The sequence below is a fragment of the Streptomyces sp. NPDC007157 genome (genome assembly GCF_040634235.1).
Classification (GTDB): domain Bacteria; phylum Actinomycetota; class Actinomycetes; order Streptomycetales; family Streptomycetaceae; genus Streptomyces.
Window position 1 is genome coordinate 150,661 of sequence record NZ_JBEYFE010000013.1, and the last position, 14,722, is coordinate 165,382.

Annotated in this window: 9 protein-coding genes and 1 riboswitch; of the genes, 5 read left to right on the forward strand and 4 right to left on the reverse strand. The window is 72.7% G+C overall.

The genetic code is table 11. The features are described from left to right. Window positions 1-4: 4 nt before the first annotated feature. Window positions 5-178, reverse strand: a riboswitch (cyclic di-AMP (ydaO/yuaA leader). Window positions 179-501: 323 nt separating this feature from the next. Then, on the forward strand, window positions 502-2,988 hold the full coding sequence (gene pcrA / locus ABZ642_RS24150) for a DNA helicase PcrA (RefSeq protein ID WP_360487638.1): 2,487 nt from the start codon (window positions 502-504) through the stop codon (window positions 2,986-2,988). 106 nt (window positions 2,989-3,094) lie between these two features. Here pcrA and ABZ642_RS24155 read toward each other — a convergent pair whose 3' ends face one another. Next, window positions 3,095-4,594, reverse strand: a complete 1,500-nt coding sequence (locus ABZ642_RS24155) for a M23 family metallopeptidase (protein WP_360487641.1) — start codon at window positions 4,592-4,594, stop codon at window positions 3,095-3,097. A gap of 268 nt (window positions 4,595-4,862) precedes the next feature. Next, the gene (locus ABZ642_RS24160; RefSeq protein WP_360487644.1) at window positions 4,863-5,720 is read right to left on the reverse strand and encodes an alpha/beta fold hydrolase; all 858 of its coding nucleotides are present in this window, start codon (window positions 5,718-5,720) and stop codon (window positions 4,863-4,865) included. Window positions 5,721-6,036: 316 nt separating this feature from the next. Between ABZ642_RS24160 and ABZ642_RS24165 the strand changes: the two genes are divergently transcribed. Then, window positions 6,037-6,453 carry a cobalamin B12-binding domain-containing protein gene (locus tag ABZ642_RS24165; RefSeq protein WP_360487647.1) on the forward strand — a complete coding sequence of 139 codons (417 nt, stop codon included), beginning with the start codon at window positions 6,037-6,039 and terminating at the stop codon, window positions 6,451-6,453. 202 nt (window positions 6,454-6,655) lie between these two features. Here ABZ642_RS24165 and ABZ642_RS24170 read toward each other — a convergent pair whose 3' ends face one another. Both ABZ642_RS24170 and ABZ642_RS24175 read right to left on the reverse strand, forming a co-directional pair. Next, window positions 6,656-8,221: a DUF5691 domain-containing protein gene (locus ABZ642_RS24170; RefSeq protein WP_360488010.1), complete on the reverse strand. Its 1,566-nt coding sequence runs from the start codon at window positions 8,219-8,221 to the stop codon at window positions 6,656-6,658. Window positions 8,222-8,348: 127 nt separating this feature from the next. Next, window positions 8,349-9,704, reverse strand: a complete 1,356-nt coding sequence (locus ABZ642_RS24175) for an SWIM zinc finger family protein (protein WP_360487650.1) — start codon at window positions 9,702-9,704, stop codon at window positions 8,349-8,351. Window positions 9,705-9,836: 132 nt separating this feature from the next. Here ABZ642_RS24175 and ABZ642_RS24180 point away from each other — a divergent pair, with 132 nt between their 5' ends. From ABZ642_RS24180 to ABZ642_RS24190, 3 genes are read left to right on the forward strand one after another with little or no spacing between them, the layout of a single operon-like run. After that, complete coding sequence (locus ABZ642_RS24180; RefSeq protein ID WP_360487653.1) at window positions 9,837-10,955, forward strand: AAA family ATPase; 1,119 nt, start codon at window positions 9,837-9,839, stop codon at window positions 10,953-10,955. Further along, window positions 10,952-13,444: a DUF5682 family protein gene (locus ABZ642_RS24185; RefSeq protein ID WP_360487656.1), complete on the forward strand. Its 2,493-nt coding sequence runs from the start codon at window positions 10,952-10,954 to the stop codon at window positions 13,442-13,444. The genes ABZ642_RS24180 and ABZ642_RS24185 overlap by 4 nt, the downstream gene beginning before the upstream one ends. Beyond that, entirely contained in the window at window positions 13,441-14,625 is a 1,185-nt protein-coding gene (locus ABZ642_RS24190; RefSeq protein ID WP_360487658.1) for a VWA domain-containing protein, read from the forward strand. The genes ABZ642_RS24185 and ABZ642_RS24190 overlap by 4 nt, the downstream gene beginning before the upstream one ends. Window positions 14,626-14,722: the final 97 nt, after the last annotated feature.

Here is a 14,722-nt window from a genome sequence, read left to right on the forward strand (position 1 = left end):
GGCGACTCCTTCCATGCTCCGCCTACCGAGTTAGCTGTCGGGTTCGGGCGGGTGGTTCGGAAGGGTTGCCCTACGGTCCGTTCCCCGGTGGGAAGTCGGGACCGATTCACCCCAAGGTTCGGTGTGGGTCCCCGGCTCCGGGTACGCGGCGGCACCCTGGACTCGGCGGAGGCCGTGCGGCCCGGCGACGTTCGCCGGTGGGGGTCGTACGGCCTGCTCGGCACGCTAGCCAACTCGTGTGCTCCGTGTGAAGTTTGATGTGCGATATGCCCGATACATTTTCGTGACCTTGGTGTTGCGGATCGGCCGGATCGGTTGATCGGGGAGGGTATGCGGTGACTTGTCCGGTGCGGGCGGGTGGTCCGTGCTCTCCGCTGACGGGCCGGCCCGTGCTCACGGCGTGTGATCGCTGACCGTGAGGGGCCGATTCTGGCGGGTGACCGGGGTGAGTTTCCGGGGTGGGGACCGGTTGTCGGTGGGGCGCCCTAGACTCGGAGAGCGATGAGCAGCCTCTTTGACGACAGCTTCCTGGCGAGCCTCCAGTCCCCGCGCGGCCACGAGGAGGAACCCCCGCCGCCGCCCGAGGACGAGCACGTACCGGAACCGGTTCCGGACGATCTGTTCGGCGGGCAGTTCGACGCGCCCCCGGACCGGGACGCCTACTACCGCGACGGCGCCGCCCGCCCGGCCCTGGACCCGGCCGCCCTCCTGGAGGGGCTGAACGAGAACCAGCGCGCGGCGGTCGTGCACGCAGGCTCCCCGCTGCTGATCGTGGCCGGCGCCGGTTCCGGCAAGACGCGCGTGCTCACCCACCGCATCGCCCACCTGCTCGGCGCGCGCCAGGTGCACCCGGGGCAGATCCTCGCGATCACCTTCACCAACAAGGCCGCGGGCGAGATGAAGGAGCGCGTCGAGCACCTCGTCGGCCCGCGCGCGAACGCGATGTGGGTGATGACCTTCCACAGCGCGTGCGTGCGGATCCTGCGCAGGGAGAGCAAGAAGCTCGGCTTCACCTCCTCCTTCTCGATCTACGACGCGGCTGACTCCAAGCGCCTGATGGCGCTGGTCTGCCGGGACCTGGACCTCGACCCCAAGCGCTTCCCGCCGAAGTCCTTCAGTGCCCAGGTCAGCAACCTCAAGAACGAGCTGGTCGACGAGGAGGACTTCGCCGCCCGGGCGAGCGACGGCTTCGAGAAGACCCTCGCCCAGGCCTACGCCATGTACCAGTCGCGGCTGCGCGAGGCGAACGCCCTCGACTTCGACGACCTGATCATGACGACGGTCAACCTGCTGCGCGCCTTCCCGGACGTCGCCGAGCACTACCGCCGCCGCTTCCGGCACGTCCTGGTGGACGAGTACCAGGACACCAACCACGCCCAGTACGCGCTCGTGCGCGAGCTGGTCGGCACCGGCGCGCACGCGGAGGACGTACCGCCGGGCGAGCAGGACCTCCCGCCCGCCGAACTGTGCGTGGTGGGCGACGCCGACCAGTCGATCTACGCCTTCCGGGGGGCGACGATCCGCAACATCCTCCAATTCGAGGAGGACTACCCGAACGCGACGACGATCCTCCTGGAGCAGAACTACCGCTCCACGCAGACGATCCTCTCCGCCGCCAACGCGGTCATCGAGCGCAACGAGTCCCGCCGCCCGAAGAACCTGTGGACCAATGCGGGCGCGGGCGCGCAGATCACCGGCTATGTCGCCGACACCGAGCACGACGAGGCACAGTTCGTCGCCGACGAGATAGACCGTCTGACGGACGCGGGGGAGGCGAAGGCCGGCGATGTCGCCGTCTTCTACCGCACGAACGCGCAGTCCCGTGTCTTCGAGGAGATCTTCATCCGCGTCGGCCTGCCCTACAAGGTCGTCGGCGGTGTCCGCTTCTACGAGCGCAAGGAGGTCCGGGACGTCCTGGCGTATCTGCGCGTGCTGGCCAACCCGGAGGACTCCGTCCCGCTGCGCCGGATCCTCAACGTCCCCAAGCGCGGTATCGGCGACCGCGCGGAGGCGATGATCGACGCCCTCGCCCAGCGCGAGAAGATCAGCTTCCCCCAGGCGCTCAAGCGCGTGGACGAGGCGTACGGCATGGCCGCGCGGTCGACCAACGCCGTCAAGCGGTTCAACACGCTGATGGAGGACCTCCGTACGGTCGTGGAGTCCGGCGCCGGACCGGCCACCGTCCTGGAGGCGATCCTGGAACGCACCGGCTATCTCGCCGAGTTGCAGGCCTCCACCGACCCGCAGGACGAGACCCGGATCGAGAACCTCCAGGAACTCGCCTCCGTGGCACTGGAGTTCGAGCAGGAGTCCGGGGAGGGCGAGGCGCCGGCCGGGCTGTCCGCCTTCCTGGAGCGGGTGGCCCTGGTCGCCGACTCCGACCAGATCCCCGACGAGGACGAGGACGGCTCCGGCGTCATCACCCTGATGACCCTGCACACCGCCAAGGGCCTCGAGTTCCCGGTGGTCTTCCTGACCGGCATGGAGGACGGCGTCTTCCCGCACATGCGCGCCCTCGGCCAGACCAAGGAGCTGGAGGAGGAGCGGCGTCTCGCGTACGTCGGCATCACGCGCGCGCGGGAGCGGCTGTATCTCACGCGGTCGGCGATGCGCAGCGCCTGGGGGCAGCCGTCGTACAACCCGCCCTCGCGCTTCCTGGAGGAGATCCCGGCCGGGTATCTGGAGTGGAAGCGGACCGGGGCGATGGCGCCGGTGTCCTCCGGGCCCGCGTCGGGCGTGGCGGCCTCGCTCTCCTCGACCCGTTCGCGCTCCTCGGCGTCCGGCGCGTCCGGCTTCGCCACCCGGCGGACCTCGGAGAAGCCGGTGGTCTCGCTGGCCGTCGGTGACCGGGTCACCCACGACCAGTTCGGCCTCGGCACGGTCGTCGGGGTGAAGGGCACGGGCGGCAACGCGGAGGCGACGGTCGACTTCGGCGACACCAAGCCGAAGCGACTGCTGCTGCGGTACGCGCCGGTGGAGAAGCTGTGACCGCGCCGGCGCTGTGAAGACGGAAGGCTGAGCCCCGCTGCCACGAGCGGGGCTCACTGATCAGGACTCACCGATCAGGGCTTGCTGACCAGGCGCAGGGCCAGGATCAGGTCGGGTCGAGTCCGTGGCTCCGCAGCCACGGCAGCGGGTCTATGGCGGAACCCCCCGCCGGCCTGACCTCGAAGTGCAGATGCGGGCCGGTCGAGTTCCCGGAGTTCCCGGAGTACGCGATCGGATCCCCGGCCTTCACGGTCGTACCCGAGGCGACGCGGTACGACGAGAGGTGGCAGTACCAGGTCTCCGTGCCGTCCTTCGCCGTCACGATCATCATGTTGCCGTAGGCGCTGTTCCACTTGGTGGAGACGACGCCGTCGGTCGCGGCCATCACCGTCGTGCCGTAGGAGACGGGGAAGTCGATGCCGGTGTGGACGGACATCCAGTTCACGCCGGCCTGGCCGAAGTAGGCGCTGAGCCCCCGCTGCGTGACCGGGAGGACGTACTTGGGGCGCAGCCGCTCCTTGCGGGCCGCCTCCGCCGCCGCCTTCTTCTTCTCGGCCTCCTGCTGGGTCTTGAGGTCGATGCGCTCCTGGGTCCGGCTGGCCCGGTCGGCGAAGTCGTCGGCGCCCGCCGAGAGCGTCCTCAGCTGGGCGTCCAGCTTGCTGTTGGCGGCGGACGGTTTCACCGACTGCGCGGCCGAGGCGGTGGTGTCCTGGCCCTCGCCGCCGGTCAGGGTGCCGACGGAGGCGGCCGCGATTCCGGCGACCCCCATCACACAGGCCGAGGGCACGGCGACGGTCAGCAGCGCGGAGCGCTTGGGGGGCGTACGACGGCGGGAGCGCGCCCCCGCGCGGCCGCCGGCGCGTGTCGCGGTCGCAGCGGCCGGGGTGACCTCTTCCTGGTCCTCCAGCAGTGGCGTTACTGCAGGTAGCTCACCGGTCGCGGCCAACTCCCCGGCGTCCGTGGAGTCCTCTGTGTACTCCTCGTACTCGTCGTAGGGAACCTGCTCGGCGGGAACCTGCTCGAACATCTGGGTCGCCGACTGCTCGAAGGGCTCGGCGGACCAGGGTTCGTGCTCGTGTTCCGGCTCCGCGGGCTGCGCCGGGGTGCCGTCGGAGTTCCACTGCGTGGCGTCGTACGTGCCGGTGTCGAAGACCTGGGTGCCCCACTCCCACTGCTGGGTGGCGCCGGCCGGGTGCGACTGGTCGGGCTGGAGCCAGGCGCTCGCGTCCCAGTGGCCGCTGCCGTCGCCGACCGTGCCCTGTGTCGCCTGCGTGGCCTGCGCTGGGATGGTCCAGCTGGTGCTGTCGTACGCGCCGGAGTCGTAGGCGGCGTGGTGCTGGGCCGCGTAGGGGTCGTAGTTCAGCGTGTGGTCGCCGGTCGTCTGCCACTGCGTGGCGTCGTACGCGCCGGTGGCCTGGGCCTCGCCGGGGAGATGGCCGAAGAGCGGGTCGCTGTGGAACGAGGTGCCGGTAGCGGCGTGGTCGCCGTACGTGGTGAAGTCGCCGTACTGGGCTTCCTGGGTGCCGTACGGCGCGTAGTGCGCCTGGTCGGCGTCGGAAGCCGGGGCCGGGGTGGTCATGGTCCCCGACGGGTGACGGTCGTTCACCAACTTCTCTTTCGCCTCGACAACAGGGGCTGCCAGAGCAGTGCGGCGACTGTACCCGGCGGTATACGGGCGCGACAATCTTCAGCAGGTTTCGTGGTTTCGGGAAACGGGCATTCGGCCGTGTTTCGGGGGACGGCGGGCGCGGGTTTGGCCTTGTGTTCGAGGAGTGTTCGAGAATACGGGGGGCTAAGTCGGCGGAGCCGGGCGGTCGTTGCCCGACCGAACCACCCCGAATACCCGACTCACCCGGTTCGTCCTCGGGTCACCGTCAGGCCACCGTCAGGCCGTCCGCGACCCGCTCCTCCGAGTGCGCCTCGTCGAGGGCCTGCCGTATGCCGGTCGCGACCGCCGGGTGGACGGGCAGGGCGAGGTGGCCGATCCCGGTCACCTGCACATTGGTCGCCATGAGGTCCGGGTGGTCGATCCGGGCGGTCTCGACCGGCTCCATCACTGAGTCGAGGTCGCTCCAGAAGCTGACGAACCGGGTACGGCAGCCGGGCGCGGGCCGGGTCAGCTCCTCGATGACCTCCGAGCCGGGGCGCATCTGCCGAACGATCGGGTGCGCGTCCGCGAGCGGCGCGACCCGGGTGCCGGAGTGCGGGGTGCCGAGCGTCACCAGGGTGCGGACGCGGTAGTCACCGCCGAGCCGCTGGACGTAGTAGCGGGCGATCAGGCCGCCGAGGCTGTGTCCGACGATGTCGACCCGGCGGCTGCCGGTGCGCTGGCAGATCTCCTCTATGTGCCGGCCCAGCAGGCCGGCGGCGGTGCGGATGTCGCAGGTCAGCGGCGAGTAGTTGAGCGACTCGACGCGCTGGCCGCCGTGCTGGGCGAGGGCGCGGCGCAGCAGGACGAAGACCGAGCGGTTGTCGATGAACCCGTGCAGCAGCACGACCGGCGGGGTCGTCCGGACCGGCAGCAGGGCGGTGCCGTCCTGCGGTGCGGGCTGTTGTGCGGGGGAGCGGCGCTCCGGGGTGAGGCCGGTCGGATAGAGCAGCAGGTGCCCGGCCAGGATCGCGGCTTCCAGTGCGGTCGACTTCAGGAGGGCCAGCGACAGGCCGGCGAGTCTGCCGGGCAGAAAGCGACGGCAGAGCGGGAGAAAGGGCTCGAGTGCCGCGGTGACCTTCATCGGCCGACCTCCTGTCGGCGCGCGGAGGACGGCTCTGTCCCCCGTGTGCCCTCATGGGAGGCCGAGCGGAGGTGGCGAGGGCACGACGACGTGCCGCGTCGCGTGCCCGTGTTGCCCCCGCGGACCACGCTGCGGCTCCCTGACGTGTCCCACTGTGTGTGATTTCCCCCTCGGTAACCTCCGCGAAACTGCCGGTTGCGGGATGCTGGAGATAACGTTCGTTCACTGGAGACGGGTGGCGGAACGCGCCAAATGTGCGGTACTTCTCGGTACGCACGCATGTCGGCGTGTTCGTTTCGTGGTCATGGAGGCAGTGATGGGTGTGGCAGCCGGTCCGATTCGCGTGGTGGTGGCCAAACCGGGGCTCGACGGCCACGACCGCGGGGCCAAGGTCATCGCGCGGGCGTTGCGCGACGCGGGCATGGAGGTCATCTACACCGGACTCCACCAGACGCCGGAACAAATCGTCGACACGGCCATCCAGGAGGACGCCGACGCGATCGGCCTCTCCATTCTCTCCGGCGCCCACAACACCCTGTTCGCCGCGGTCATCGACCTCCTCAAGCAGCGTGACGCCGAGGACATCCTCGTCTTCGGCGGCGGCATCATCCCCGAGGACGACATCGCCCCCCTCAAGGACAAGGGCGTCGCCGCGATCTTCACGCCGGGGGCGACGACGACGTCGATCGTGGAGTGGGTACGGGAGAACGTCCGGCAGCCCACGGAGGCGTAACCCGCGGTCACGTCGCATCACGTCACGGCGGCCCGGCCCGGCCCGGCCCGGCCGGACTACATCCGATCCGATCCGTCCGATCCGATCCGTCCTGACCCTGGCGACCGGGCCGGGACGGCCGGGACGCGTCCGGGCGTGAGGCGGTTCGCGCCGCCCAGGGCTCGGCGGCACAGCCCCCAAGAGCCGTCGCGGCACCGGACGCTCAGTCGCCGACCGGCCCCAGTTCCTCCAGCATCACCGCCCGCAGCCTCAAGGTCGTCGCGAGCCGTTGGAACGCCTCCGCCCAGTACCCGCCGGCACCCGGTGACGCGTCCTCCCCCTCGTCCGGAACCGCCAGCAACGCGTCCAGCCGGCCCGCTTCCGCGGGATCCAGACAGCGTTCGGCCAGGCCCATCACCCCGCTGAAGCTCCAGGGGTAACTCCCGGCGTCCCGCGCGATGTTGAGAGCATCCACCACGGCTCGGCCAAGCGGCGCCGACCACGGTACGGCGCAGACACCGAGCAGCTGGAACGCCTCCGACAGGCCGTGCGCCGCGATGAACCCGGCCACCCACCCGGCCCGCTCCGCACCGTCCAGCGTGCCCAGCAGCCTGGCCCGCTCGGCCAGGGACACCGCGCCCGGACCGCCCGCCTCCGGCGCCGCCGGAACCCCGAGCAGCGCTCTCGCCCACTCGGCGTCCCCCTGCCGTACGGCGGCCCGGCACCAGGCCGCGTGCAACTCGCCCTGCCAGCCGTCCGCGACCGGCAGCGCCACGATCTCCCCGGGCGTACGGCCGCCGAGCCGCGCCGACCAGGTGGCGAGCGGGGCAGCCTCCACCAACTGGCCCAGCCACCAGGACCGTTCGCCGCGTCCGCTCGGTGGTTTGGCCACCACCCCGTCCCGCTCCATGCCCGGGTCGCACTCCGGCGGCGCCTCCACGGCGATCGCCGGGCCGTCCCCCGAGTGGTCGACGGCCACACACGCCCCGGCCCGCACCGCCATCCGCCCCGCCAGCGCCGAGCCCGGCAGGGCGGACAGCAGCTCCGCCGCCGTCGTTCGCACGTTACGGCTCCGGTCGGAAAGCGTCAGTTCCAGGAACGGCTCGTCCCCGGCGGCCAGTCCGGTGCGCAGCGAGTCGAGGAACATCAGCCGGTCCTCCGCCCGCTCCGTCGCCCAGGTCCCGGCCAGCAACTCGCGCGCCGCGTCGGGCGTACGGGCCCGCAGTGCCGCCAGCAACGCGACCCGCTCGGCGAACAACCCCTCCTGCCACAACCGCCGTATCGCATCGGTGTCCTCGGGGCCGGGCAGGCTCGCGCCGCCGCCCGGGGCCGCGCGCAGGGCGAACCGCCAGTCCTGGTTGAGCCGGGCCAGCCACAGGGCGCGCGGCCCGGCGAAGGCCAGCGCGGCAGGCCGCAGGTCGGTACGGCCGCGGGCCGCGTCCAGCAGCGCGGGCAGCGTCTGCGGGGGCGCGGCGAACCCGCGCGTGTTGGCCGCCGCGAGCCACTGGGGCAGCAGCTCCATGAGGTCGGGCGAGGTGCCCCGGCGGCCGCCGGTCCCGGTGCCGGGACGGTCGGAGAGCAGCATCGCCAGCCTGCGCGCCGCCGCGGCCGGCAGCGCGGGGCGCGCGTCCTCGGGCGCCGGTTCGGGGCGGTGCGCGGCCTGCGCGGGCCGCAGTCCGGCCCGTCGCCGTACGGTCGCCACGGCCGCCTCGTCCAGCAGGGCCACCGGAGCCTCCCGCCCGGGCCCGCCGGTCGCGGGCGGACGCCGGTCCGTGCCCAGCAGGGCCATGGTGACGAGGTCCTCCCAAGCGGTCACGGGGTTTCCCTTCCACGAGTCGGCAGGGTTGTGCGAGTCGATCGGGCGCCTTGAGCCGGCCCGGATCTGAGAGTCGGACGGGTTTCGTCAGTCGGCCGGGTCAGCACAGCGGTACCGCCTCGTCCGTGTGCTCCGGCCAGGCCGTCAGTGGTGTGAAGCCGCGGTGGCCGCACTCGCCGAAGACCGTGACCGGAGCCCCGCCGGAGAGCGCGACCAGCCGCCACAGACCGGGTCGGGAGCGGGCGGCGAGGGAGAGGGGGAGTGCCAGTTCTTCTTCCGCATCTGCCAGTTGCCAGGAGCCGCCGTCCTGGACGGGCACCACCCGGCCCAGTGTCACCGGCACCGACTCCAGCCACGGGTCCTCCCGCAGTGCCTCCCCGTACCGGGCCGCCGCCTGGGCCGTCGTCATGCCGGGCGGCCGCAGCGGGAGGGGCGCGGGCGCGGCGAACCGCTCGCCCAGGGCCGCCCGGTGCTCGCCCGCGCCGGGATAGGCGGACAGCTCCGCCTCCAGGGCGAGACCGACCGGCAGCGCCAGCTCCGGGGCGCGGCCGGCCGCGCCGTAGTAGAGGAGCAGCGCGGTACGGCCCGAGTCGGCGCCGTGCAGCCAGATCCGGCGGGTCGTCAGCTTCGCGTCCGCCGTGTCGTACTGGGCGAGGACCAGCCAGTGGTCGCGCACCGGCGGACCGTCCGCCGTGGCGGGCAGGCCGACACGGGAGCGGACCGTGGCGGCGAGGCTCTCCGGGAGCCGGTCGCGGCGCAGCCAGCCCTGGTCGAGGAGGTGCAGCAGGGCGCATTCCTCCAGCAGCCGCACCGGCCAGCCGGGCCCGGAGCCCGGTATCGCCCCCAACTCCCGCACCCGCGCGGCCAGCCCTGGCGCCTGGGCGTCGACCATGCGGGCCGCCGTCTCCTCCCACAGCCCGTACCCCGCCTGCTCGGCCGTGGCCAGGCCGCCGCGCAGCAGGTCGGTCAGGCGCTGCTCCAGCTCCGTGGCGCCCGCCGTGACCCGCTCGGCCCGCCGCTCCGCCCGCCGCCGGGCCGCCTCGGGATCAGCGGCGGCCGGGGAACTCCCGCCGCCCGCCGTCCGTTTGTCCTCCGCGCGCTTGCGCCGGACCGCGATCCACTGCTCGGCCCAGTCCGGCGGCTCCGCCACCGTCGGTACCGTGTCGTCCTCGCCCGCCCACAGCAGGAGCAGCCCGAGGGCGTGCTTGCAGGGGAACTTCCGGCTGGGGCAACTGCACTTGTACGCGAGCCCGGCCGGGTCCGCGATGTCCACGATCGTCTGGTACGGCTTGCTGCCGCTGCCCTTGCACAGTCCCCATACGGTCCCCTCCTCGCAACTCCCCGCCTCGGACCACGGCCCCGCCGCTCCGAGTTTGCTTCCCGCCTTGCGTGACGCGGCGTCAGGAGCCAGTGCCAGCACCTGGTCCGCACTCCAGCGCACCCCCTGCTGAGTCATGCCATCGAAGGTAGGTCCCCCCACTGACAATCGACCCTGCGAGCATGTTTGTGCAGGTCAGAGCGATTGTCAGTGGCGTGGTGCACGGTGGACACCAGATCCGAACCGGCCGAGCTGGAGGGGGCCTCAGCCATGACTGTGTCCGTGGAACCGACCGACCCGACGACCACCGAGGGTGCCCTGCGACCGCACGCCGAGCACGCCTTCGCCGCCGAACTCGCCGCGCTGGCCGCGCAGGACGACCGGCCGCGCCCGGCCCGCTGGAAGATGTCGCCGTGGGCGGTGGCCACCTATCTCCTGGGCGGCACCCTGCCGGACGGCACGGTGATCACACCGAAGTACGTCGGCCCGCGCCGCATTGTCGAGGTCGCCGTCACCACCCTCGCCACCGACCGTGCCCTGCTCCTGCTCGGCGTGCCCGGCACCGCCAAGACCTGGGTCTCCGAGCACCTGGCCGCCGCCGTCAGCGGTGACTCGACCCTGCTGGTGCAGGGCACGGCCGGCACCCCGGAGGAGGCGATCCGCTACGGCTGGAACTACGCCCAGCTGCTGGCCAACGGCCCGAGCCGGCACGCACTGGTGCCGAGCCCGGTCATGCGGGCCATGGCGGAGGGGATGACGGTGAGAGTCGAGGAGCTGACCCGGATCCCGGCCGACGTACAGGACACCCTGATCACGATCCTGTCCGAGAAGACCCTGCCGATCCCGGAGCTGGGGCAGGAGGTGCAGGCGGTCCGCGGCTTCAACCTGATCGCCACCGCCAACGACCGCGACCGGGGCGTCAACGACCTCTCCAGCGCCCTGCGCCGCCGCTTCAACACCGTCGTCCTGCCGCTGCCGGAGAGCCCGGACGCCGAGGTCGACATCGTCGCGCGCCGCGTCGACCAGATCGGCCGCTCCCTCGACCTGCCCGCCGTGCCCGACGGCATCGAGGAGATCCGCCGGGTCGTCACCGTCTTCCGGGAGCTGCGCGACGGCATCACCACCGACGGCCGCACCAAGCTGAAGTCGCCGAGCGGCACGCTCTCCACGGCCGAGGCGATCTCCGTCGTCACCAGCGGCCTCGCCCTGGCCGCCCACTTCGGCGACGGCGTGCTGCGGGCCGGCGATGTGGCGGCCGGCATCCTCGGCGCGGTCGTTCGCGACCCGGCCGCCGACCGGGTCATCTGGCAGGAGTACCTGGAGACGGTCGTCCGCGAGCGGGACGGCTGGAAGGACTTCTACCGCGCCTGCCGGGAGGTGAGCGCATGAGCGACTCCGCGCGGCAGCGGACCGGGCCGCTGCTTCTCGGGGTACGGCACCATGGGCCCGGCTCCGCACGGGCGGTGCGGGCCGCCCTGGAAGCCACCCGCCCGAAGGCCGTGCTGATCGAGGGGCCGCCCGAGGCCGACGCGCTGATCACGCTGGCCGCCGACCCGCAGATGCGGCCCCCGGTCGCCCTCCTCGCCCACGCCGTGGACGAGCCCGGCCGCTCGGCCTTCTGGCCGCTGGCCGACTTCAGCCCCGAGTGGGTGGCCATCCGCTGGGCCCTGGACCACGGGGTCCCCGCCCGCTTCATCGACCTGCCGGCCACGCACACGCTGGCGTGGGGGAGGGCGGGTGCGGAAGCGGCGACGCCTGGCGACGCCGGGAGCCGTGCACCCGACGCCGAGGCCGGCGAACCCGGGACCGGGGACGGTGCACTCGACGCCGAGGCCGGCGAACCCGGGACCGAGCGTCGTGCACCCGACGCCGAGGCCGGCGAACCCGGGGCCGGAGGCGGTGAGTCCGACGCCGATGAATGGATGCGGGTCGACCCGCTCGCCGCACTCGCCGAGGCCGCTGGTTACGACGACCCCGAGCGCTGGTGGGAGGACGTCGTCGAGCACCGGGGCGGGACCGGGGAGCGGGAGCGGGACGTGCTCGCGCCGTTCACCGCGGTGGCGGAGGCGATGGAGGTACTGCGGGAGACGTACGGGGTCGGGGGGCGCGGCCGGGACCCGGTGCGCGAGGCGTACATGCGGCTACAACTACGGTCCGCTCAACGAGAGTTCGGCGAGGACGTGGCGGTGGTGTGCGGGGCGTGGCATGTGCCGGCGCTGCGCGCGCGGAGCACCGTGGCGGCCGACAAGGAGCTGCTGAAGGGACTGCCCAAGGTCAAGACGGACCTGACCTGGGTGCCGTGGACCAACCGCCGGCTGGCGCGGTCGAGCGGATACGGCGCGGGCATCGACTCACCGGGCTGGTACGGGCATCTGTTCCGGGCCCCGGACCGGCCGGTCGAGCGGTGGCTCACCCAGGTCGCCGGACTGCTGCGCGAGGAGGACCGGATCGTCTCCTCGGCCCATGTCATCGAGGCGGTACGGCTGGCCGAGACCCTCGCGGTGATGCGTGGCCGCCCGCTGCCCGGCCTGGGCGAGACCACCGACGCGGTGCGGGCGGTGCTCTGCGAGGGCTCGGACGTTCCGCTGGCGCTGGTGCACGACCGGCTGGTGGTCGGGGACGTGCTCGGGGAGGTGCCGGAGACGGCGCCCGCGGTGCCACTGCAGCGGGACCTGACCCGGGAACAGCGCCGGCTCAGGCTCAAGCCGGAGGCGCTGGAGCGGGAGTTGGAGCTGGACCTGCGCAAGGAGACCGACGCCGGGCGCAGCCGGCTGCTGCACCGGCTGCGGCTGCTCGGCATCGGGTGGGGTGAGCAGGCGCAGTCGCGGGGGAGCACGGGCACGTTCCGGGAGACCTGGCGGCTGCGCTGGGAGCCGGAGCTGTCGGTGCGGGTCGCCGAGGCCGGGGTGTGGGGGACGACCGTCGAGGGCGCGGCGACGGCCAGGGCCGAGGCCGACGCGGTGCAGGCGAGAGCCCTCGCCGACGTCACCGCGCTCGCCGAGCACTGCCTGCTCGCCGCTCTGCCGGACGCGCTGCCGGTGGTGATGCGGGCACTCGCCGACCGGGCGGCGCTGGACACGGACGTCGGCCAACTCGCCCAGGCCCTGCCGGCCCTGGTCCGTTCCCTGCGCTACGGCGATGTACGGGGTACCGACACCGGGGCGCTCGCCGAGGTGGCCGCGGGCCTCGCCGAGCGGGTCTTCGTCGGGCTCCCGCCGGCCTGCGCCGCCCTCGACGCGGACGCGGCGGAGGAGATGCGGGGCCATGTGGACGCCGTGCACACGGCGGTGGGACTGCTCGGGGAGCCCGGGACGGGGGCCGATGCCGGCGGCCGTGATCTGCGGGGCCGCTGGCGGGCGGTGCTGCGCACGCTGGCGGGGCGGGACACCGTGCCCGGGGTGCTGCGGGGGCGGGCGGTGCGGATTCTGCTGGACGAGGGAGAGCTGGAGCCGGAGGAGGCGGCCAGGCTGATGGGGCTGGTGCTCTCGCCGGGGACTCCGCCCGCGGACGCGGCCGCCTGGGTCGAGGGGTTCGTCGGGGGTGGCGGGGGCGGAATGCTGCTCGTCCATGACGAGCGGTTGCTCGGCCTCGTCGACACCTGGCTCACAGGGGTGCCGGCGGACGCGTTCACGGATGTACTGCCCTTGCTGCGGCGGACGTTCTCGGCGTACGAGCCGGGGGTGCGCAGGACGATCGGCGAGCTGGTGCGCCGCGGGCCGGGGGAGCGGGCGGATGCGCCAGGGCAGGCCGGCGGGACACCGGGCTTCGGCGCCGAGGCGGACGAGGGGCGCGCCGCCGCCGTACTGCCGGTGCTGCGGCTGCTGCTCGGCCTCGACGAAACGGCACCAGACAACGACCTCGTGGGGGTGGGGAGATGACAGCAGACCTGACGGGCGGCGGCACCGGCCTTGACGACACGGCCCAGGAACGGCTGCGGCGCTGGCGACTGGTGCTCGGGGGCGAGGCCGCCGACGGGACCGGCTGCACGTTGTCCGGACGGGACGCGGCGATGGACGGGACGCTGGCCGCGCTCTACGGGAAGGGGGACAGACCGCAGTCGGGCCGGGAGCGTTCGGCGGGGCTGGGGGCTTCGGCGCCGTCGGTGGCGCGCTGGCTCGGGGACATCCGGACGTACTTCCCGTCCTCCGTCGTCCAGGTCATGCAGCGCGACGCCATCGACCGGCTGGGGCTGGCCGCGCTGCTGCTGGAACCGGAGATGCTGGAGGCGGTGGAGGCCGACGTGCACCTGGTCGGCACACTGCTCTCGCTCAACAAGGCGATGCCGGAGACGACGAAGGAGACGGCACGGGCGGTCGTACGCAAGGTCGTCGAGGACCTGGAGAAGCGGCTGGCCACCCGCACCCGGGCCACCCTCACCGGCGCCCTCGACCGCAGCGCCCGGATCAGCCGGCCGCGCCACCACGACATCGACTGGAACCGCACGATCGCGGCCAATCTCAAGCACTACCTGCCCGAGTACCGGACGATCGTGCCGGAGCGGCTCATCGGGTACGGGCGGGCGTCACGGTCGGTGAAGAAGGAAGTGGTGCTCTGCATCGACCAGTCCGGGTCGATGGCGGCGTCGGTGGTGTACGCCTCGGTGTTCGGGGCGGTGCTGGCGTCCATGCGGTCCATCGACACCCGGCTCGTCGTCTTCGACACGGCGGTGGTCGACCTCACCGACCAGCTCGACGACCCGGTGGACGTCCTGTTCGGCACCCAGCTCGGCGGCGGTACGGACATCAACCGGGCGCTCGCGTACTGCCAGTCGCAGATCACCCGGCCGACCGAGACCGTCGTCGTGCTGATCAGCGACCTCTACGAGGGCGGGATACGCAACGAGATGCTGAAGCGGGTCGCGGCGATGAAGGCGTCGGGGGTGCAGTTCGTGGCGTTGCTCGCGCTGTCGGACGAGGGGGCGCCGGCCTACGACCGGGAGCACGCGGCCGCGCTCGCCGCGCTCGGGGCACCGGCGTTCGCCTGTACGCCCGATCTCTTCCCCGAGGTGATGGCCGCGGCGATCGAGAAGCGGCCGATTCCGGTACCGGACACCTTGTGAAGGAGACCGCATCAAGTCAAAGAGGTCTTGTGAACCGGACATGATGACTTGGCGGTGAGGGGGACTTGCGCGGCGGTGGGCCGGGCGTGCGAGGATC